This window comes from Mesorhizobium sp. M0016 (assembly GCF_040324035.1).
Classification (GTDB): Bacteria; Pseudomonadota; Alphaproteobacteria; order Rhizobiales; family Rhizobiaceae; genus Mesorhizobium.
Genome location: NZ_JAMYVM010000001.1, coordinates 1 through 19,970, shown reverse-complemented (window position 1 = coordinate 19,970; position 19,970 = coordinate 1). Strand labels below are relative to the sequence as shown.

The window sequence follows — 19,970 nt, the reverse complement described above, 5'->3', positions numbered from 1 at the left end:
ATGTCCGGACTGAATGACTATCTGGTCCGCTCGGCGGCCGCGATCACCGCGACAGTCGAGCGTGACCTGACCGCCGAGATGGAACGTGCTGTGAGTGCGGTCGTCGCCGCGCTTTCCTCGGGCAAGGCGCTGCTGGTCTGCGGCAATGGCGGCTCGGCCAGCGACGCCATCCACATTGCCACCGAACTGGTCGGCCGCTTCCTTAAGGAGCGCAAGGCCTACAATGTGATTGCGCTGCCGGCCAACGCGGGCATGCTGACCGCCTGGGGCAATGACTATGGCTTCGACACCGTGTTTTCGCGCCAGGTCGAAGCGCATGGCGCGGCCGGCGGCGTGCTTCTGGCGATCTCGACCAGCGGCAATTCGCCGAGCATTCTGGCTGCCGCCGAACAGGCGCGCATGATGGGCATGACGGTGGTCAGCCTCACCGGCGACGGCGGCGGCAAACTGAAGCCGCTCACCGACATCCTGCTCAACGTGCCCTCGACCTCGACGCCGATCGTCCAGCAGGGACATCTCTGCCTCTACCACTATCTGTGCGAAGTGGTCGAAGCGCGCCTCAGCGATGGCTGACAGCGGCGCCTCCGGCCCATACCCGCTGGCTGCGCCCGGCCTGTGGGTCGAGCGAGTCGGTTCGCGGGTGTTTCCAGCCAACGCACCGGCGCTGTTCCTCGACCGCGACGGCACCATCAATGTCGATACGGGCTATCCCGACGATCCAGCCAAGATGGCGCTGCGCGACGGCATCGTGCCGGTCATCGCGGCGGCCAACCGGGGCAACATCCCGGTGGTCATCGTCACCAACCAGTCCGGCATCGCGCGCGGCTATTTCGGCTGGAAGGAATTTGCCGCGGTCAACGGCCGGGTTCTCAAGCTGCTTGCCGCTGGCGATGCCTTCGTCGACATGGTTCTGGCCTGCGCCTACCACGAGGCGGGCAGCGGGCCACTGGCGGTCGCCGACCATCCAATGCGCAAGCCCAATCCGGGCATGCTGCTACAGGCCCGGCAGCGTCTCGGCCTCGATCTCAAGCGCTCGCTGATAGTCGGCGACAAGGCCGCGGATATGCAGGCCGGACAACGTGCCGGCCTGCCGCGCGGCTGGCTGGTGGATGGCGAGGGAAGTAATGAGCCGGGCTTCGAGGTTCTGCCGCTGCGCAACCCCGATGATCTGGAACGGCTTTTGAGGGCTGTCGAGTCGCTCGGATCGAGACTGATTTAGCTTTCCGGATCTGTTGCGACGCAATCTCAATGGGTTAGCTTGAGCGTTTCACCGTTTCGCAGAAACGGCGAGCCGATCCATTTCTTTGCTTTGACGCTATTCCCCAGGAAAGCACCACGCTCTTTTGCGGAAAAACTGCAGAGATCAGACATCATTCAAGCAAGAAATTTGCAGATGTCATTCCATCGAAGAACGAGGGGAATTCATTGAAGAAAGCAATCTCTGTTGCCGTTGTCTTGTTGATATTGGCTGTGCTTTCAGCCGTGGGGTATGTCTGGCAAAAACACGGCGTGTATGGGCTCAATGCACTTCTTCGCCGCGGCGGAAGCTACTGGATCGCCGTTGCACCCGACGATGCGCGTCTCTCGCCTGCCATGCAGCTTGCGTTGAAATCGGAAATTCCTGATGTGACCGCTGGAGCCAGCTCATGGAATGAAACCGAGCCTGGATTCCAGGTCAGAGAAATCCCCGTCATGGCGGGCGACCGTGAAATTGACCGGCTCTATCTCAACCGTTTCGATCCAGCCAAATTCCGTTTCGTTGCCCGTAACGAGCCCAGTGGTGCCAAGGACATCGACCAGTGGGAAGCGGCACTCAATCCACAAGGCACAGGCGGCACCGTTCTGATCGTCAATGGCAGTTATTTCGGACTGAAGGGCGAAGCCGACACGCCCTTTGTCAGCATGGGTGCGAGGCTCGGGCCGGATGAATACGAAGCGAAGGCCGGCGCCTGGTTCGTGAATGCCTCCGGCACGCATGTGGTCGATCTCAATTCACGTGACTGGCGCGCAGTCACGGAGAATGCCGAAAACGCTATGGTTTCCTATCCATTGCTTGTCGGTGAGGACGGCCGCAACAATGTACGCGCCAAGAGCAACTGGTTGGCCAACCGCACCTTTATCGCGGAAGATCGTCAGGGCTGGATCATCGTCGGTTCGACCAAGGACGCTTTCTTCTCGCTGGACCGGCTAGCAAACTTCCTGTTGCAGACCGACCTCGATCTCAAGACGGCGCTAAACCTCGATGGCGGGCCTGTTGCCTGCCTCAGCGTCCGCTCTGGGAACTACCGGTTGAAACACTATGCCAAGTGGGAAGCCCAGGTCGCGGATGGCGACGTCTCACTGCTTCAAGCACCGCTAGATGTGCCCTGGGGATTGCCTGTTGTACTCACGGTGGAGCGCAGGTAGCAGATCCTGCCCTTGGCAGGGTGGGTCAAAGTACTCCCGATTCCGTAGCTGAAACCGGATGGCATATTCAACCTTGGCCGCTCATGTTCACGCAATCTGACCCGGAATACCCTACGATTTCGGCGCCAGAATTCGCTTTCTGGCTCATATTCGTCGTCAACATAATTGTGATCGGCGCGGCGTTTCTCGCGTCAAAAAACATTTTCCGTCTCAAATGGTTGCCGCATGTCATCACATTCGTCTGGCTTGCTTGCTCACCTATTTTGCTAGCCTTTTTAGCTTTGCCGGAGATGTCCCCTGGTGAGAGCCCCGGCCCTGGGGACGGCTTCATTCTTTTGCCAGTTGTCGGAGAGGTAGCAGTGTGTCTGTTGGGGTATGTCTTGGTCGGCGTCGCACATGCTTTTTCGAAGTTAATCTCGCTTATCAGGCGCTGAACGCCACCAGCCCTTCGTCCTTGACGCGGCGGATGGTCAGCGCGGTGCGCACCGTGTCGACATTGGGGGCCGAGGCCAGTTCTTCAATGACGAAGGTCTGGAACGTGCCGAGATCGCTCGCCACGCAATGCAGCAGGAAGTCGGATTCGCCCGAGACCATCCAGGCGTCGCGCACGATCGGCCAGCCGCGAGTGCGCTCGGCGAAAGCTTTGAGCTCCGCATCGGCCTGGTGATGCAGGCCGATCAGGCAGAAGGCGACGACGTCCATGCCGAGCGCCGGCGCGTTGAGCAAAGCGCGATAGCCTCTGATGATGCCGGTTTCCTCCAGCCGCCGGACGCGGCGCAGGCAGGGCGGCGCGGAAATGCCGACGCGGCTCGACAGTTCGACATTGGTCATGCGCCCATCGGCCTGAAGCTCGCGCAGAATCTTCCAGTCGATGGCGTCGAGGTCGGCTTTCAGGGGCATGGCTGTCTCAGCTTAAGCGCAAGAATCTTTCGCGATCTCGTCCTTAAACGACTTTTGTGGCGATGCCAGCCCTTGGTCGGGCGATTTCGCAACCGTACGAAAGCGGCCATTGCGCGAATAAGCCCGTAGGCCGAAGCTTTCCGGGGACGACGGCCTGATTGTCTTGCTGGTGTGGTTGGCAACCCTTACATTACCAGCAACATTTCACGTCGTTTTCCAAGGCACACTCGATTGTCTGCCCCGCAGAGGCTTTAGATGACCACCAAGCACGCGCCTGTCCTTATCATCGGTTCCGGCCCGGCCGGCTATACCGCCGCAGTCTACGCCGCGCGCGCCATGCTCAAGCCGATGCTCGTAGCAGGCTTGCAGCAGGGCGGGCAGCTGATGATCACCACCGATGTCGAAAACTATCCAGGCTTCGCCGATCCGATCCAGGGCCCGTGGCTGATGGAGCAGATGCTGAAGCAGGCCGAGCATGTCGGCACCGATATCATCAACGACATCATCACCGAGGTTGACCTCAATGTGCGGCCGTTCCGCGCCACGGGCGATTCCGGCACCACCTACACGACCGACGCGCTGATCATTGCCACCGGCGCACAGGCGAAATGGCTGGGCATCCCCACCGAACAGACCTTCATGGGCTTCGGCGTGTCGGCCTGCGCCACCTGCGATGGTTTTTTCTATCGCGGCAAGGATGTCGCTGTCATCGGCGGCGGCAATTCGGCGGTGGAGGAGGCGCTCTATCTCTCCAATCTGGCGAAGAGCGTGACCGTCATCCACCGGCGCAACGATTTCCGCGCCGAGCGCATCCTGCGTGAGCGGCTGCTGAAAAAGGACAATGTCCGAGTCATCTGGGACACGATCGTCGACGAGATCACCGGCCGGCCTGGCAAGACGCCGCTGCCGCCTTCGGTCGAAGGGCTGAAGCTCAGAAATGCGGTGACCGGCGAGGTCACCCATCTCCAGGTGGACGGCGTGTTCGTGGCGATCGGCCATGCGCCGGCGGTGGAATTGTTTGTCGGCAAGCTGAAGCAGAAGCCGAACGGCTATTTGTGGACGGCGCCGAATTCGACCCGCACCGATGTGCCCGGCGTGTTCGCCGCCGGTGACGTAACCGACGACATCTACCGTCAGGCGGTGACCGCCGCCGGGCTCGGCTGCATGGCCGCGCTCGAGGCGGAAAAATACCTGGCCGGCATCGAGGTGCACCGCGAAGCGGCGGAATAAAATCTATCAAGACGGCGTCGCAAGCCGTTCAAAAGCCTGATTTTTCATTCAGACGCCAAGAACAGAACGAGGGGAATTCAATGGCGTTGGACTGGGACAAGCTTCGCGTGTTTCACGCAGCGGCGGAGGCTGGGTCGTTTACCCATGCCGCCGAGACTTTGCACCTGTCGCAATCGGCGATTTCACGCCAGGTCAGCGCGCTCGAGCATGACGTCGGGGTGCCGCTGTTCAATCGCCATGCCCGCGGCCTGGTGCTGACCGAGCAGGGCGAAATGCTGTTCCGCACGGCGCATGACGTGCTGATGAAGCTGGAGACCATCAAGTCGAAGCTGACCGAGGCCAAGGACCGTCCCTCAGGCGTGCTGAGGGTAACGACCACGGTCGGGCTCGGCGCCGGCTGGCTGACCGAGCGGGTGCAGGAATTCATCGAGCTCTATCCCGAAATCAGCCTGCAGCTGATCCTCGCCAATGAGGAACTCGACCTCACCATGCGCCAGGCCGACTGCGCGATCCGACTGCGTCAGCCGCAGCAGCCCGACCTGATCCAGCGCCGCCTGTTCACCGTGCATTTCCACCTCTATGCCTCGCCGGCCTATGTCGGCAAGCACGGCAAGCCGTCCTCGGTCGCCGACCTGAAGAACCATCGCATCGTCACCTTCGGCGTGCCGGTGCCGTCGCATCTGTCGGAGCTGAACTGGCTGGAAACGATCGGCGATTTCGAAGGCGGGCAAAGGGTGCCGACGCTGCAGATCAACGACATCTTGTCGATCAAGCGCGCCGTTCAGGGCGGCGCCGGCATCGCCATGCTGCCCGACTATGTGATCTCCAAGGAGTCGGATCTGGTGCAACTGCTGCCGGAGACCGAGGTGCCGTCCTTCGACACCTATTTCGCCTATCCCGATGCAATGAAGAACCAGGCCAAGCTGCACGTCTTCCGCGACTTCATCATCGCCAAAGCGCGCAGCTGGTCATTTTAAACATGCCCTTGGGAGGTGCTGGTCACCCCCGCCAAGGCGTCAGCCGTGGCAGCCAGCCGGGAACATTGCGGCGTAGGTCTCGTATTCGCCACCGTAGCGGCGGGCGAGAGTCGGCTCCTCATAGAACCTGACGAAAGAGCCCATGACGATCGCGCCGATGGCGGCATAGGTAGCGAGGCTCCAGCTTGAAAACAGCAACGCCTGGCCGAGGATGATCGACAGCACGGCGACATACATCGGGTTGCGGACATGGCGGTAGACGCCGCCGATCACCAGTCTCTCGGTGGGTGCTACAGGCGCCGGCGTGCCCAGGCCTTCGAGCGCGAAGCGGGCAAAGGAATGGACGAGCAGGGCGATGGCCGCGACGATCAGGAGGGAGCCAGCCGGCACGAAGCCGGGCACCGTCGACAGCGGCAGACGGTAGCGGTCCGTCAGCAGCCAGGGCACCAGCCCGGCGACGACACAAGGTGCGGCGATGAAGAAGACCGCGCTGCCGGCGATCGCCTGGGGTGTCCGCATGTCAGGTCTCCCTTCTTCCGGCCGACCCTTCCCATCCCGCTGCCGCAAAAATAAACGCCTGCTGCCCGATTCAACGTCATTCGGCTTTTTGCCCGCGAGCGCGAGAATCAGCCCGACTTGCGGTTCTGCGAAGGCAACAGCACGGTCGCGCCATTCATTTGGCAACTTTTCGTGGTCCTATGGCCCCTAGACATGGGTTAGACCACAGCCTGTACCTTTTTGCATGCGTGTGTTGCAAAATAGATGCTTGTTTCTTGGGCATGAACAGCACATATATAGATCATCTCCTGGGCGCGTTCTCCTCCCATTAGCGCCCTCGAGTGTTCCCCTCTGGAGGTTAGCCTTAACAGGCACTTCCAATCAAACTCAGCCGGATCTTCATTGATCCGGCTTTTTTGTTTCCGGGCCTGCCGTAGCCAGCGAAAAATCGAGCAAAATCGCCGCGTAACAGTGACATGTAACCTCAGGTAACATGCCGCAAGCGCCATTCATCGTTTAAGCAGATCATAGGACGCGGTGTGGTTCGACCGGGAGATGGGGGCATCACTCGGAAGATCCGGGCTCAGGCGGCTACCGCGTCCGAACCTATTCGTCTGCCAGTGCCGTATGGCGCGGCGGATACGTGCGGCGGACCTGCCGTTTTCCTCCCAAGAAGACGGTCCGCAATAAGAGCGGCGTCCGGGTCATCCGGGCGCCGTTTTTTGTGCGGATCATCCTTTGGCCTGTCAGGCAGCCTTGCCGTTGGCGTTCATCGCCTCGTCGGCCAACCGTCCGGTCAGCTCGGCCATGTGATCGAAGGCGCAACGATAGCTGGCGACGCCGGAGGTCGCCGAGCGCAGTTCGATGATCAGGTCGCCGATCTCGGCCTGCGGCATGGTCGCCTCCACGACATCCCATCCCGGCCAGTCAGGCCGCGCGTCGTAGCCAAGGATCTGGCCGCGCCGTTGCGGGATCAGCGCGATGATCTTCGAAGTGGCTTCGGACGGCGTGACGATCTCGACCTTCATGACCGGCTCGAGCAGCACCGGCGAGCAGGCCGCCATGCCTTCCTTCATGGCCAGCTTGGCCGCCATCTGGAAAGCCATGTCGGAGGAATCGACGGCGTGGTAGGAGCCGTCGGAGAGGTTGACGGCGACATCGACCACAGGGAAGCCGAGCGGGCCGGATTTCAGATAATCGCGCACGCCGGTTTCGACCGACTGGATGTAGGTCTTGGGCACGACGCCACCGGTGATGGTGTCCGAGAACTGAAAGCCGGAGCCGCGCGGCAGCGGCTTGATCTCGATCACCACATCGCCGAACTGGCCATGACCGCCGGACTGCTTCTTGTGGCGGCCGCGCTGCTGCACCGTCTTTCGGATCGTCTCGCGATAGGGGACGGCAGGCGCATGGCCTTCGACCGGAATCTGATTCTTGCCTTCCAGCCGCTCGCGCACGACCCGCAGATGCATCTCGCCATGGCCGGACAGCACGGTCTCGGCCGAGTCCTGGTTGTGGCGCAAGGTGAGCGAGGGATCTTCCTCGGCCAGGCGCTGGATGGCCGCCGACATCTTGACCTCGTCCTTGCGCTCCTTCGGCCGCAGGGCAAAGGCAAAGACCGGCTGCGGCGGCGTCAGCGTGACCAGCGGCTTGATACCGCCCTTCGTGGAGCTCAACGTCTGGCCGGTCTTGACCTCGTCCAGCTTGCCCAACGCCACCGTGTCGCCGGCCTTGGCAGCGGTGAGCTTGGACTGGTCCTTTCCGAGCATCTTGTAGATGCCGGAGACCTTCGCCGTCTCGCCATTCGACAAATAGAGTTCGGCGGCATCGGCGATTTGGCCGGAGAGTACGCGCGACACGGACAGCTTGCCGCCATGCGCGGTGTGGATGGTCTTCATCACCTGGACCACGGTGTGATTGCCGTCGGGGACGCCGAGCCGTTTGCGCGTTGCCTCGACATCCGGTGCGTCATGGCGGATCGCCTTCAAAAGGCGCAGCACGCCGTTGCCTTTTTCGGCGGTGCCGATCAGCACCGGCGTTATGGCGCCGGCGCGCAGGTCGGCGGACAGATCGTCGAAAACCGCGTCTTTCGGCGGCTCGATCTCCTCCAGCAACTGCTCCATCAACTGGTCGTCATGGTCGGCAAGCGTCTCCAGCATGGAGAAGCGAGCCTCCAGTTCGCGCGCCTTGTCGTCAGTTGGAATTTCGGCAACCTGGCTTTCGGCATATTCGCGGTAGATGTAGGCGCGCTCCAGCGCCAGGTCGATCGAACCGATCACCACATTGTCCTTGCGCAGCGGAATCTGGCGCAGCAACAGCGGCGCCGCGCTCGTCGGCTGCAGCATCTTCAGCGTATCGCGTACGCCGGCGATTGCCTTGTCGACCTTGTTGAGGAACAGGATGCGCGGCACGCCGAGATCGTCGAGCTTGCGAATGATGAGCTGCAAGGCTGGGATCTTCTTCTCGTCGGCCTCGGCGACGACCACCGCGAGATCGCAGGCTGCCAGCACCGGCTCGGCCTCGAAGGAGAATTCGATCGATCCGGGACAGTCGACGAAGGTGATCTGCTCGCCCATGAATTCGGTGGTGGCAAAGGTCGCCTCGACGCTCATGGCGTGCGCCCGCGCCTCGGGCGAATGATCGGAAACGGTGCTTCCCGATGAAACGGGATTTTGGCGGGGGATGGCGCCCGTACGGGCGAGGATGGCTTCGAGAAGTGTCGTCTTACCGCTTGCAAAGGGACCGACTATGGCAATGCATTTCGGTCCCGTGCGTCGTCCTCCGGCGCGAGTACCCATGGCTGACCTCCACTCAGGCGTTGCCCTTGGAAGCGATCAGCAAAAGTGGAAACGTTTTGCGCCGATCGCACCCTGTCGTGAGCGGCGGCCGGCCTGTTCGACCGTCGCGGGCGGGGTTGTTTTCATTTAGCCACCTGCCCAACCCATCGTCCCACGGGTTAGCCGGCAGGGCAAGGAAAATAGAAATTACACCTCAGCCGCCATCAGGCGGAGAGGGCGAGAGCCCGGCTCAGAAACCGTCAGAAGATTTCAGCTGGCCTGGGTGCGGCGCGCCGGCGTGGCTGCACTGTGCTTCACCACCGTCTCGGCGTAGCGCGACAGCAGCGGGTTGAACAGGTCTGGGCGTTCCCAGAACGGTGCATGGCCGGCGCCTGATATGACATGGCATTGTTCCCACAGCGAGCCATAGGCCACCGTCTCGAAGTAACTCAGCCGCACCAGCGGATCATGCTCCCCATTGATCACCGCAACCGGGAACGGGGCGTGCTCGACCACCTGTTTCTGGTCGGCGCCCTTGCCGGCAAACATGCTGCGCGCCACGCCGGCGCGAAGCCGGCCGTCGGTGCGCCTGATGGCTTCGCGGAAAGACGGACTGGCGGTGTCGCCGAAGCAAAGCGCCTCGAAGCGCTCGATGTCGCGTTCGGAGTAGACCTTCTTGGAGGCCAGCAGCATGTCCCAGTTTGCGTGAAAGCCGCGCAGCATACCGAACGGCCCCCTCGACACCGGCGGCGCTCCGGTCAGCACCAGGCCGTTCACCGCATGGTGGAAGCTGGCCAGTTCGACCGCCACATGGCCGCCGAGCGACCAGCCGAAGATGATGGCGTGGCCGATGCCCAAAGCGTCGAGAAGCCGGGCTGTGGTCTGGGCAAGGCCGGTAATCGTATAGGCGGTCGCCGGGTCGCGGGCATCGGAGGACTCGCCGTGGCCGGGAAGGTCGAAGGCGATCAGCCGATGGCCGTCGGCAAGCGGGCTATCGAACTGACGGGCAAACACGGCGCGCGAACTGCCCGACCCATGGATCATGACGATGGGCATGCCGGACCCAGACGACTGGCTGAGGCGCAAGTCGGCCTGCGGCGTGCGGATGGTGCGGTGAGTGATGCTCATGCTGGATTAGACCTTGAGATTTGCCTGACCGCCAACATCGCATCGCTGGCTCTATATGTTCTTTAAACATGTGGTTAAGAAAGGATTTCTAAAGAGATAGCCGGCACGATCGCTGGCTCCATGGCAATCACGCGCGGAATCCCGACAATGGAACCAGTCCTTGATCTTCTTGTCTCGATCTGCAGCATCGCGACGCTTGGCCAATATGTCTGGTCGATGCGGGCGCATTTCCAATCGCAGGCGATGTCTCCAGGCGCCATGGTGATTTCGGCGGCGGTCATCGCCACGGCGCTGTTCCTTCTCGCCATCCTTTGGATCCAATCGCAGCCGGGTTCGGCAAAGCTCACCGGACTTGCCGTCGAACTGGCGAGCTCTGCCCTGTTCTGGTGGGCGATTGTCACGTCGCGCAAGGCGCGATTGCGCTTCGCCTTCGCACCCGACGATCCACACAGCCTGCTGACCGACGGCCCCTACGGCCATGTCCGCCACCCCTTCTATACGTCCTACATCGTCTTCTGGATCGGGTGGGGGATCGCGACCTGGTCGATCTGGGCGGTGGTGCCGATCGCCGGAATCGCTATCCTCTATGTGTTTGCGGCGCTGGACGAAGAGAAGAAATTTTCGCGCACGCCGCTGGCCGGAGCCTACGCGGACTATCGCGTACGTGCCGGCCTGTTCTGGCCCCGGCTGGGGTGGTAGCCGGCACCGGGGCAGGGTAGGTTCTGCCAAACTTAGGGATCACCAGAGATGAAGATCATTGCCTGCGGCAGCGTGCCGACCATCATCGCGCCGGACCAGTATTTCACCGGCCGCGTGCTGCAGACGCCCATCATCGAGAAGGAAGCGCCGGCCCGGCTCAGAGCCACGCTGGTCAGCTTCGAGCCCGGTGCGCGTACCCACTGGCACACGCATCCGCTCGGCCAGACGCTTTATGTCACTGCGGGGGCCGGCCTTGCGCAGACATGGGGCGGGCCGATCCAGCAGATCAAGGCGGGCGACGTGATCTCGTTCGAGCCCGGCGAGAAGCACTGGCACGGCGCGGGTCCAAAGACGACAATGACCCACGTCGCCATGCAGGAAGCGCTGGACGGCGTCCATGCCGATTGGATGGAAGCGGTCACCAGCGAGCAGTGTGGCGGCTGAGGTCTGCTCCTGACAAAAAACCCGGCTCGAAGCCGGGTTTCACGTCTCGGTGCCGCCAGTTCAGGTCAGCGATGCCGTGAACCGCTGGATGCGGGCGCAGGCTTCCTCCAGCAGCGTCTCCGACGTGGCGTAGGAGATGCGGAAGTTGGGGCCGAGGCCGAAGGCCGAGCCGAACACCACTGCGACACCCTCGCCTTCGAGCAATTCGGAGCAGAAAGTCTCGTCGGTGTCGATTATCTTGCCGGCTTTGGTCTTCTTGCCAATCAGCTGGGCGCAGGACGGGTAGACATAGAAGGCGCCTTCCGGCGACGGGCAGGTTATGCCGCGCGCCTGGTTGAGCATCGACACGACGAGGTCGCGACGGCCCTGAAAGATCGCCTTGTTCCTGGCGACGAAATCCTGCGGGCCGTTGAGCGCCTCGACCGAGGCCCATTGCGCGATGGTGCAGGCGCCCGAGGTCTGCTGGCCCTGGATCATGTCCATCGCCTTGATCAGCTGGACGGGACCCGCGGCATAGCCGATGCGCCAGCCGGTCATGGCGTAGGCTTTCGAGACGCCGTTCATGGTCAGCGTGCGCTCGTAGAGTTTCGGCTCGACCTCGGCGATCGTCCTGAAGACGAAGTCGCCATAGGTCAGGTGTTCGTACATGTCGTCGGTCAGTGTCCAGACATGCGGATGCTTCAAGAGCACGTCGGCCAGCGCGCGCAGCTCGGCTTCCGTGTATGCGGCGCCGGACGGGTTCGACGGCGAGTTCATCAGCAGCCATTTTGTCTTCGGCGTGATCGCCTTTTCCAGCGCGGCGGGAGTGAGCTTGAAACCATTGTCGATCGAGGTGTCGGCGAACACCGAGGTGCCGCCGCAGATCGCCACCATTTCGGGATAGCTCACCCAATAGGGGCGGGGGATGATGACCTCATCGCCTGGGTTCAGCGTCGCCATGAAGGCGTTGAACAGGATCTGCTTGCCGCCGGTGCCGACAATGGTCTGCTCGGGCTTGTAGTCGAGATTGTTCTCGCGCTTGAATTTTTTCGCGATCGCCTCGCGCAGCGGCGCGATGCCCGAAACCGGCGGGTATTTGGTCTCGCCGCGGCGGATCGCCTCGATCGCCGCATTCTTGATGTTGTCGGGCGTGTCGAAATCCGGTTCGCCAGCGCCGAGGCCGATAATGTCGCGGCCGGCATTTTTCAGCTCGCGGGCTTTCTGCGTCACCGCGATGGTGGCGGAAGGCTTTACGCGGGCAAGGGCGTCGGCAAGAAAGGCCATGACCAGATATCTCCAGAGGGGTCGGCGCAACCGCAAACAGCTGCGGCGCTTCTCATGTCGCATCGACCCGGCAAGTGCAAGCATTGTCGGATGAGCCAGGGCTCAAGGACCTGTGAAGATGCCTTTTTGGAGCGCGTGCATGACGGTTTCACTCTGCGTTGCGGGCTCTGCAATCGACGCCTATCCCCAGCAAGACTAAATTCATCAACGGCCGCTAAAACCTTTGACGGCAGGATCGCCAGCCATTTCGCCTGTCTCGCGGAGCGAGGGACCCTTGTCGCGCAGCACCGGGCTTGCCCACATCATCCGTCACGATGACGGCACCGTTTCAGGTGTCTGGGGTCCCTACACGCTGCAGAGCGCCTTTCAGCCGATCTTCGCCTTCAAGGAGAGCAAGCTCTCGATCGCAGCGTTCGAGGGGCTGATCCGGCCGTTTCGTGACGGCGAGCCGCAATCGCCAATGAACTTCTTCCGCACCTGTCCGGCCGGCGACCGCCTGCACATCGAGGCGCTGACGCGCACGCTGCATTTGCTCAACGCCGGCGCCTGCCTGCCGCAAGAAGCTTCGATCTTCGTCAATTTCGATCCGTCGGTGTTTACCGAGCGCTCCATCGCCGATAACGCGCTGCGCGACATGCGGCTGGTGCTGCACGAAGCCGGGATCGATCCGCGCCGCATCGTGTGCGAGGTGACCGAGCAGAAGTCGGCGTCGCAGGAAACGCTCTACAGCTTTGTCGAGGCGCTGCGGGCCAATGGCTTTCGCATTGCCGTCGACGATTACGGCGCCGATGAATCCGACATCAACCGCATCAAGGAGCTCAAGCCCGACATCGTCAAATTCGATGCGCACTGGATCACGCAGCTCATGGAATCCGGCGCCGGCTTTGCCCTGCTGACTGCCATGGTGACGAACTTCGAACTACAGGGCATCCGCACCGTGTTCGAAGGCATCGAGGAAGGCTGGCAGCTTGAATTGGCCGAGAAATCCGGCGCATCGATGGTGCAGGGCTTCGTGCTGGCGAAGCCGGAACTGGCGCCGACCAGCTTTCGCGCTTTCGGCAGGGATGGGCAGCCGTCTGTCGCGGCGGCCGAGCCTGGCAAGACGCCTGCCGGCCCGACTGCAGCGCCTCCGGCGCGGCCGGGCAGGGTGTTCGGGCGCAGGACCGGGCCATGACCGGGCAGCGCGAGAGGCGTCGCGATATCGGCGAAGCGATCTTTGCCGACGAGGTCGGCATCGAATACGGCGTCTACGGCACGTTCCGGCTGAAGAGCGCCTACCAGCCGATCTTTGCGCCACGCGGCGGCGCGTTGGCCGCGGTTGCAGTCGAGGCGCTGATCGAACCGCAGCGCGCTTCCATGCCGGTTGCACCCGCCATGTTCTTCGACAGTGTTGCGCCGGGCGACCGCCTGTTTGTCGAGACGATGTGCCGGATGCTGCATCTGAAAAACTTCCGCAACATCGGCGTCGACGGGCTCGGCCTGTTCTTCAATTACAACCCGATGATCAACGATCATCTCGGGCGGGCGCTGGCCGAGATCCGGCTGATGACGCGGCATCTCGGCGATCTCGACCTGCATGCCGCCATGCTGGTCTGCGAGATCACCGAACAGGCGGCCGACGATAATGTGCTGGCCCCGCTGGTGCGCGAGATGCGGCGCCACGGCATCCGCATCGCCATCGACGATTTCGGCACCGGCCACTCGACCGCGGAGCGGATGAGCCTGCTTCAACCGGATATTGTGAAGATCGACGGCGGCTGGTTCGCCGAATTCTGCCGCCACGCTGCCGCCGAGCGCTTCTTCCGGCCGCTCGTCTCGTCGCTGCACGATCGCGGCGCCAAGGTGCTGGTGGAAGGCATCGAGCAATCCGTGCATCTGCGCGTCGCGCTGGATGGCGGCGTCGACCTGCTACAGGGGTTCCATCTCGGCCGCCCGGCGCTGGCCGGCACGATCTTCAACCGGGAGCCGCTGTCGATCGAGGCGCTGCTTGGCGCCGACAACAAGGTGGTGCCGCTGCATCTGCGGCGCTGATTTTGTCCTCACGCTTGCCGCCGCTTCGCGGCTCGTTCCGGACGGGACGCCAACGGGCGCGATGCCCGGTTGGGCTTGCGGCCTTCGGCCGTAGCGCGCATTCAAAGAGGGCGAACTCGGCCCGCGTGAAGTTCAGCCAAAGCCTGCTCGGCAAACTTATCCAGCCGGCCAGCCTTGGCGTCCGCCTCGATCTGCATATCCCACACCTCTGCCTGATACGCTGCGAACCATTTGGCAAAGGCCTTTAGTTCTGTGGTGTTCAGGGCTGCGATGGATCTTTCAATCTGTTCGAGCTTGGTCATGGGGCGAAACTAATAGCATGGCCATCGTCCAATTCCAGACAAACAAAAAGGCGGGATAAATCCCGCCTTCCCATTTTCGGTAGCCTGATCGGAGCTTTAAGTCCGGGCCGGCAGCTATCTGCTGATCCAGCTTGTCGGGTCTTTCCGCTCCAGCGCGCTTCTCGCGCGACCGTCAGTACATCCGTGACTTGCCGCGCGCCCCGAACTCTCGTCCGGCGCGCGCTATCGCAAAATCAGGCTGCCTTGCTCAGAGAACCAGCGGACGACTTGCCTGTGCGGCGGTCCTGCTCGATCTCGAAGTTGATTTTCTGGCCTTCGACCAGGGTCGACAGTCCAGCGCGCTCGACAGCGGAGATGTGAACGAAAACGTCCGCACCGCCCGAATCAGGCTGAATGAAGCCGAAGCCCTTGGTGGCATTGAACCACTTGACCGTACCAGTTGCCATATGAATAGTCCTCGCATTTGCTTTGGTTTGACCGAACCGAGGTTCAGCCGGTTTGTATCGAGATTTTGGAGATAGACGTCAGCAAACGCGAAGATCGCGAGGCCCGGATCGATCGGCCGAAATATCAATGGAGCTGATATAGGCGGGTTTCGCACCAAAAACAAGATGGCTCGAAAAATGGCGTTGCGGTGGCGCCGCCCAAAGGCCGCCCCAATCGCATGAAAGCGTCGAGCAATCGGGAAGACCGGGACGCCCGACGGCGTTAGTCCGGTTTTGGGAGACTGTCATGAAAACGGTTGTGAAAACCATTCTGCTTGCCGCCTGCCTGACGCTGGCGGCCGCCGAGGCGCAGGCAATTTCGCGCTACGACCCCACTCGTATGAGCTGCGACACGGTGCAAGGCACGATCGCCCGCCAGGGCGCGGTCATCCTGCGCTATCAGTCCAGGCGCGTGCCGGGGCTGCCGCTCTTCGACCGCTATGTGCAGAGCCAGCAATTCTGCAATGTCGGCGAGGTCAGGAAGCGCGCCTATGTACCGAGCGCCGATACCGAATCCTGCCCGGTCTATCTCTGCAAGCGGATCGAGAACGACCATTTTCACCGCCGCTTCCTGCGCCGTCATTAGGGCATATTGATATTCGGGTGAGGCCGGCCTGCGAACGATGGTCTTCTGCGCTTCCGGCGCCCACGTACATTAAGTACGCTCCGCTCCGGTTCTCGAAGACCATAGTTCTCGGTGCGGCCTGACCTGAATCTCAACATACCCAGCCGGCATACCATTCAAGCTCTTAGAACCCGAACGAGACCTGCGCCGCCGGCGGCGGGCCGACGCGCACGCCTTCCATGGCCAGCATCTTTTCCTTGGTGGCCGAGCCGCCGGGCGCCGAGAAGCCGCCGATCTTGCCGCCCGCGGCTAGAATCCGATGGCAGGGGATGACCAGCGGCACCGGGTTGGCGCCCAGCGCTGCCCCGGTTTCGCGCGGCAGGCCGGCTTGGCCAGCGCGCTTGGCCAGTTCGCCATAGGTGGTGGTTTCGCCATAATGCAGTTTCCGCGCCGCCTCGTAGATGGCGAGACGGAAGTCGTCGACGCCGTCGAGATCGACCGGCACGCCGGAGAAATCGACGTCCTCGCCTGACGCATACGCCTTGATCGAGGCGATCAGCTCGACCACCCATTGCGGCTGCCCAATGTTCGCAGTGGTATTGGCGGCAACACCGGCATGCCGCATCAGCCGGCGCTCCACCGCTTCGCGGCTCCTTTCGGGCAGGCAGAGCCGGATCAGGCCCTTTTCGCTCCAGGCGATGCCCATGAAGCCGATCACTGTTTCTAACACTGCGTGGCCGGCTGTGATCGAAGATGCCGTTTCCATGATGCGCTCCTTTCCGCAAAGCGGCGAAAACCGGGATGCCAACCGGTACATATGCAGAACAATATGGCATCTGATCCCGGCTCTCGCCACCCGAAAACCACCAGATGGTCCCGATTGCCCACCAGGAATCGCTGGTGTAAGGACTTCTTAACAACCGACAAATCGGACCCGCGCGGCTTGCCAGCAAAATTCAACCTTTTCGCGATCTCTGTGATCGTCGGCGCAGCTGCCCTCAGCGGCTGCCAATCGACCTCGCAGATGAAGGCCACGCCTGCGCTGACCGAAACCGCGACCGCTGCCGGCAGCGATGCCGGCTTTACCGTGCCGCTGCCCGATACGGTTTCGGTGCTGCCGCAATCCTCGGGCATAACACCCGTCCAGGCGGCCGAAGCGGCGCCGGCCACGCCAGCGCTCGATGCCGCTGCGCAGCCGGTTGCCGCGACCGCGGCCTTTGCCGGCGCGACGCCCACGGCCCCGGCCGTGCCTGCGGTGATGGCCGCCAATGCTTGGCAGGCGCCTGCGCCCGCCAACGCCGGACAGCCGGTCGCGGCGCAATATACGACCGCCAGCCTTGTCATGCCGGCGACCGCCAAGGGCGGCCAGAACGCCATGCCCGGCGTGCAGCAGGTAGCCTATGTCGTGCCGCAGAACCCGGCTTCCTTGGGCCTGTTCCCCGCCGCGCCGCTCGGTCTCCCGGAAGAAGAGCATGCGACCGGCATGCGCGGCGACGTCGACCGGCTGATCCAGAAATACGCCGCTCTCTACGAGGTGCCGGTCGATCTGGTGCGCCACGTCGTCAACCGCGAAAGCACCTACAATCCGAAGGCTTACAATAACGGCCATTGGGGCCTGATGCAGATCAAGCACGCGACGGCGCGCGGCATGGGCTATGACGGGCCGGCCAAGGGCTTGTTCGACGCCGAAACCAATCTGAAATACGCGGTCAAATATCTGCGTGGCGCCTGGCTGGTGGCGGGTGGCAACGCCAAGAAGGCCGATTGGCTCTACCAGACCGGCTATTATTTCGACGCCAAGCGCAAAGGCCTGCTCGAGGCCACCGGCCTCGGTGTCGACCGCAAGCGCCGCCGGCTGCAGCCCGACGCCTGAGCGCGATGCCTGAACCGCGCCCGCCGGCTCCAAACGACATCCGGCTGCGCAAGATCCTCGACGAGACGCTCGTTGCGCCGCACTGGCCGGACGGCTTTGCCATGCGCTGCTTCGAACATGGTGACGCGCAGCCCCTGCACGCGCTTTTGACCGAGGTGTTCGACGACGGCACCGACGGCCCGTTCGACGAATGGTGGCCGCGCATATCCAGCGATGCCGAATTCGACCCGGCGCTGTGTTTCCTGGTCATCGACGCCAAGGGACGGCTGGCGGCGGCAGCGCTGTGCTGGACGAGGGCCTTCGTCAAGGACCTCGCGGTCCATCCCGGAGCGCGCGGCAAAGGAATTGGCGAAGCGCTGATGTGGCAGGCCTTCAACGCCTTTCGCGATCGAGGCGCGGCCCATGTCGACCTCAAGACCAACACGGTCGAGAACGCCGCCGCGCTCCGGCTCTACGAGCGGCTGGGAATGATGCCTGTCGCCTGGGAAGGGTAAGGGCTTTTTTCTTGCCGCAATTCCCTGGGGAAAACGCTACGCGCTTTTCCCGGGAAAACCGGTTCCCACCTTTCCTGGAATTGCTCGAGCGCTGTTGAAAACCTCCGGATTGTGAACTGCTTCACATTGGCCGCCGCAACCGGATGCTACCTCACCATCCATGCCTTTCGACCGATGGCGGATCGACGACTGGCAGATGTGGAGGGGCTGCACCGGCATGTGTTCAGCCGCTCCTTGGCGGGTCCCAGGCGGGGGTTTGGGGCCCGCCAGTCGTTTTACGGTCGCCCTCAGATATCGGGCGCATTGCCGATCTTCTTTTTGAGCTCAATCGCCCAGGCGCGGCCCTCGTCGCCGCCCCACAACAGCCAGGCGATATGGCCGGCCGAAGGATTGTCTTCATTGCCGTAATTCTTGCCGCGCTTGTCGACCTCGTGGCGGGCGAAGTAGCTGACCATGCGGCGGATGGTGGATGGCGCCAGCTTTTCGCGGTTCTTGAGTTCCGTCGCCCGCGCGACGCCGATCTCGGTGCCGCCACGGCCGAACTGCTTGCGCAGCCTCAACCCCTTGGCGGCATTGTCGGCCACCACTTGCGGGCAGCGCAGATCGATCTCTTCATCCTCTTGCATGTGTCTCCCCAGCTCCGGAAGCCTAGCCTGCGGACCCAATGCGGGAAAAGCAACCGGTTCCCAATGCCGCGCCGTCCATCAGGACCAGGATCCGCGCGCCATCGGCGCGTGCGAGATCCTGTGGAACCTTATGGATGTCACGCCTGAGGTCGGCCGAACTGGACCGAACAGCTGCAATATGGCGAGGCGTGCTGTCCTGAGGTTTGTCCGCCAGGGGCTCGGGACGGCTCTTCGGCAGATGGTCGCTGACGAATAGTTCTCCGGACGCAACCCTGCCGCCAATGCCGCGTTTGATTAGCCGAGGGAAATTTTCAAATCGGAGAACTCAGATGAAAACGCTTCTCACCATTGCCGCCGTCGCCTTGTTCGCCGGTGCCCCTGCCGCCTTTGCGGCCAACTCGACTGCGGTCGCGCCTGCCATGGCCGCCAGCAAGGTCGATACCCCAACCTTCGTCAAGACGGTGCCTAGCTCCAACGAATTCGAAATCCAGTCGAGCAAGCTCGCCGAGGAAAAATCCAAGGCGGCTGACGTCAGGAAATTCGCCAAGCAGATGGTCAAGGACCACACCAAAGCCGGCAAGGAGTTCAAGGCGGCGCTGAGCCAGGGCCAGACCACCGGTTCGACCAAAGCCGCGGGGCCGGCCCTGCAGCCGAAGGAGCAGGCAATGCTCGACGAGTTGAAGAGCGCAAGCGGCAAGGATTTTGACGCCAAGTACATCCAGATGCAGACGGACGCGCACAAGGAGGCCGTAGCCCTGTTCAGCAGCTATGCCAACTCGGGCGACGACCCGGCGATGAAGGAATTCGCCAAGAAGACGCTGCCGACGCTGCAGATGCACGAGAAGCACGTGAAGGAACTCGCGGCCGCGCATCAGGGTTGAGGACGGGTGACTGGCCAGCAATAGCATTCTACGGCGCCCCCCTCTGTCCTGCCGGACATCTCCCCCACGAGTGGGGAGATCAGCAGCGTCGGCGCCGTGCTTTTCTTGCGACGGTGAAAATTGGCGAAGGCTGAGGCGACAGCCAATCTCCCTTCTTGTGGGGGAGATGTCCGGCAGGACAGAGGGGGGCGCCGTAGAGTGCGACGGCCGATGCCTGCCGTTGGCAAGGCATTGCGGCAAAGTGGCTCTGTGGCTGCGCCGGCAGTGACATACACTGCCGCCACCAATTCAAGGTAGTGTGCTGAGAGTTCTGCAAATTCGCTGAGAGGGGGCGGTCATGGCAGGCTGGTGATTGTTCACGTCACCTGATTCCCGCGAAGGAACGCCACCA

Annotated in this window: 21 protein-coding genes and 1 pseudogene; 13 read left to right on the top strand and 9 right to left on the bottom strand. The window is 62.5% G+C overall.

Translation table 11 applies throughout. The annotated features are described in order from the left end of the window. The 3 genes from NKJ88_RS00110 (at position 1) to NKJ88_RS00100 (ending at position 2,406) form a co-directional block, all read left to right on the top strand. Positions 1-573 (top strand): D-sedoheptulose-7-phosphate isomerase, encoded by a 573-nt coding sequence (locus NKJ88_RS00110; protein WP_023817628.1) that lies wholly within the window; start codon positions 1-3, stop codon positions 571-573. Further along, the gene (locus NKJ88_RS00105; RefSeq protein ID WP_023823432.1) at positions 566-1,219 is read left to right on the top strand and encodes a D-glycero-alpha-D-manno-heptose-1,7-bisphosphate 7-phosphatase; all 654 of its coding nucleotides are present in this window, start codon (positions 566-568) and stop codon (positions 1,217-1,219) included. The genes NKJ88_RS00110 and NKJ88_RS00105 overlap by 8 nt, the downstream gene beginning before the upstream one ends. Positions 1,220-1,425: 206 nt before the next feature. Continuing rightward, positions 1,426-2,406, top strand: a complete 981-nt coding sequence (locus NKJ88_RS00100) for a phosphodiester glycosidase family protein (protein ID WP_352443335.1) — start codon at positions 1,426-1,428, stop codon at positions 2,404-2,406. Between the two features lie 423 nt (positions 2,407-2,829). Here the strand turns inward: NKJ88_RS00100 and NKJ88_RS00095 are convergent, their stop codons facing one another. Continuing rightward, positions 2,830-3,306: an Lrp/AsnC family transcriptional regulator gene (locus NKJ88_RS00095; protein ID WP_023689719.1), complete on the bottom strand. Its 477-nt coding sequence runs from the start codon at positions 3,304-3,306 to the stop codon at positions 2,830-2,832. 255 nt (positions 3,307-3,561) lie between these two features. Between NKJ88_RS00095 and trxB the strand changes: the two genes are divergently transcribed. Further along, a complete protein-coding gene (trxB, locus tag NKJ88_RS00090; RefSeq protein WP_023823434.1) occupies positions 3,562-4,536 on the top strand; it encodes a thioredoxin-disulfide reductase in 975 nt (324 codons plus the stop codon). Between the two features lie 80 nt (positions 4,537-4,616). Beyond that, positions 4,617-5,513, top strand: a complete 897-nt coding sequence (locus NKJ88_RS00085; RefSeq protein ID WP_023823435.1) for a LysR family transcriptional regulator — start codon at positions 4,617-4,619, stop codon at positions 5,511-5,513. A gap of 22 nt (positions 5,514-5,535) precedes the next feature. Here the strand turns inward: NKJ88_RS00085 and NKJ88_RS00080 are convergent. The 3 genes and pseudogenes from NKJ88_RS00080 to NKJ88_RS00070 all read right to left on the bottom strand — a co-directional run bounded on the left by NKJ88_RS00080 (position 5,536) and on the right by NKJ88_RS00070 (position 9,916). Beyond that, positions 5,536-6,032: pseudogene (locus NKJ88_RS00080) on the bottom strand (methyltransferase family protein). A 725-nt stretch (positions 6,033-6,757) separates the two neighbouring features. After that, the gene (locus NKJ88_RS00075) at positions 6,758-8,809 is read right to left on the bottom strand and encodes an elongation factor G (protein WP_023823437.1); all 2,052 of its coding nucleotides are present in this window, start codon (positions 8,807-8,809) and stop codon (positions 6,758-6,760) included. Between the two features lie 249 nt (positions 8,810-9,058). Further along, a complete protein-coding gene (locus NKJ88_RS00070; RefSeq protein WP_352443334.1) occupies positions 9,059-9,916 on the bottom strand; it encodes an alpha/beta fold hydrolase in 858 nt (285 codons plus the stop codon). A gap of 147 nt (positions 9,917-10,063) precedes the next feature. On the opposite strand from NKJ88_RS00070, the gene NKJ88_RS00065 reads away from it, so the two are divergent. Together NKJ88_RS00065 and NKJ88_RS00060 are read left to right on the top strand one after the other, a co-directional pair. Continuing rightward, positions 10,064-10,615 carry a methyltransferase family protein gene (locus NKJ88_RS00065; protein WP_023833501.1) on the top strand — a complete coding sequence of 184 codons (552 nt, stop codon included), beginning with the start codon at positions 10,064-10,066 and terminating at the stop codon, positions 10,613-10,615. 48 nt (positions 10,616-10,663) lie between these two features. Beyond that, positions 10,664-11,059, top strand: coding sequence for a (R)-mandelonitrile lyase (locus NKJ88_RS00060; RefSeq protein ID WP_023833500.1), 396 nt, complete (start codon positions 10,664-10,666; stop codon positions 11,057-11,059). 60 nt (positions 11,060-11,119) lie between these two features. Here NKJ88_RS00060 and NKJ88_RS00055 read toward each other — a convergent pair whose 3' ends face one another. After that, complete coding sequence (locus NKJ88_RS00055) at positions 11,120-12,322, bottom strand: pyridoxal phosphate-dependent aminotransferase (protein WP_023671964.1); 1,203 nt, start codon at positions 12,320-12,322, stop codon at positions 11,120-11,122. A 274-nt stretch (positions 12,323-12,596) separates the two neighbouring features. Between NKJ88_RS00055 and NKJ88_RS00050 the strand changes: the two genes are divergently transcribed. Both NKJ88_RS00050 and NKJ88_RS00045 read left to right on the top strand, forming a co-directional pair. Beyond that, positions 12,597-13,496, top strand: a complete 900-nt coding sequence (locus tag NKJ88_RS00050) for an EAL domain-containing protein (protein WP_352443333.1) — start codon at positions 12,597-12,599, stop codon at positions 13,494-13,496. Next, positions 13,493-14,353 (top strand): EAL domain-containing protein, encoded by an 861-nt coding sequence (locus NKJ88_RS00045; RefSeq protein ID WP_023671962.1) that lies wholly within the window; start codon positions 13,493-13,495, stop codon positions 14,351-14,353. The genes NKJ88_RS00050 and NKJ88_RS00045 overlap by 4 nt, the downstream gene beginning before the upstream one ends. Before the next feature lie 101 nt (positions 14,354-14,454). On the opposite strand, the gene NKJ88_RS00040 is transcribed toward NKJ88_RS00045, so the two are convergent. Continuing rightward, on the bottom strand, positions 14,455-14,655 hold the full coding sequence (locus tag NKJ88_RS00040; RefSeq protein ID WP_023748189.1) for a hypothetical protein: 201 nt from the start codon (positions 14,653-14,655) through the stop codon (positions 14,455-14,457). A gap of 233 nt (positions 14,656-14,888) precedes the next feature. Then, positions 14,889-15,101, bottom strand: coding sequence for a cold-shock protein (locus NKJ88_RS00035; RefSeq protein WP_015316174.1), 213 nt, complete (start codon positions 15,099-15,101; stop codon positions 14,889-14,891). A 298-nt stretch (positions 15,102-15,399) separates the two neighbouring features. On the opposite strand from NKJ88_RS00035, the gene NKJ88_RS00030 reads away from it, so the two are divergent. Continuing rightward, on the top strand, positions 15,400-15,726 hold the full coding sequence (locus tag NKJ88_RS00030) for a hypothetical protein (protein ID WP_023748190.1): 327 nt from the start codon (positions 15,400-15,402) through the stop codon (positions 15,724-15,726). A gap of 163 nt (positions 15,727-15,889) precedes the next feature. Here NKJ88_RS00030 and NKJ88_RS00025 read toward each other — a convergent pair whose 3' ends face one another. Next, entirely contained in the window at positions 15,890-16,471 is a 582-nt protein-coding gene (locus NKJ88_RS00025) for a methylated-DNA--[protein]-cysteine S-methyltransferase (RefSeq protein WP_023828092.1), read from the bottom strand. Positions 16,472-16,648: 177 nt separating this feature from the next. On the opposite strand from NKJ88_RS00025, the gene NKJ88_RS00020 reads away from it, so the two are divergent. Both NKJ88_RS00020 and NKJ88_RS00015 read left to right on the top strand, forming a co-directional pair. Further along, positions 16,649-17,578, top strand: a complete 930-nt coding sequence (locus tag NKJ88_RS00020) for a lytic transglycosylase domain-containing protein (protein ID WP_023748191.1) — start codon at positions 16,649-16,651, stop codon at positions 17,576-17,578. Between the two features lie 5 nt (positions 17,579-17,583). Continuing rightward, positions 17,584-18,072 carry a GNAT family N-acetyltransferase gene (locus NKJ88_RS00015; RefSeq protein ID WP_023705860.1) on the top strand — a complete coding sequence of 163 codons (489 nt, stop codon included), beginning with the start codon at positions 17,584-17,586 and terminating at the stop codon, positions 18,070-18,072. A 287-nt stretch (positions 18,073-18,359) separates the two neighbouring features. Here the strand turns inward: NKJ88_RS00015 and NKJ88_RS00010 are convergent, their stop codons facing one another. Then, positions 18,360-18,698, bottom strand: a complete 339-nt coding sequence (locus tag NKJ88_RS00010; protein ID WP_023672415.1) for a hypothetical protein — start codon at positions 18,696-18,698, stop codon at positions 18,360-18,362. A 329-nt stretch (positions 18,699-19,027) separates the two neighbouring features. Here NKJ88_RS00010 and NKJ88_RS00005 point away from each other — a divergent pair, with 329 nt between their 5' ends. Next, entirely contained in the window at positions 19,028-19,579 is a 552-nt protein-coding gene (locus tag NKJ88_RS00005; RefSeq protein ID WP_023672417.1) for a DUF4142 domain-containing protein, read from the top strand. Positions 19,580-19,970 lie beyond the last annotated feature (391 nt).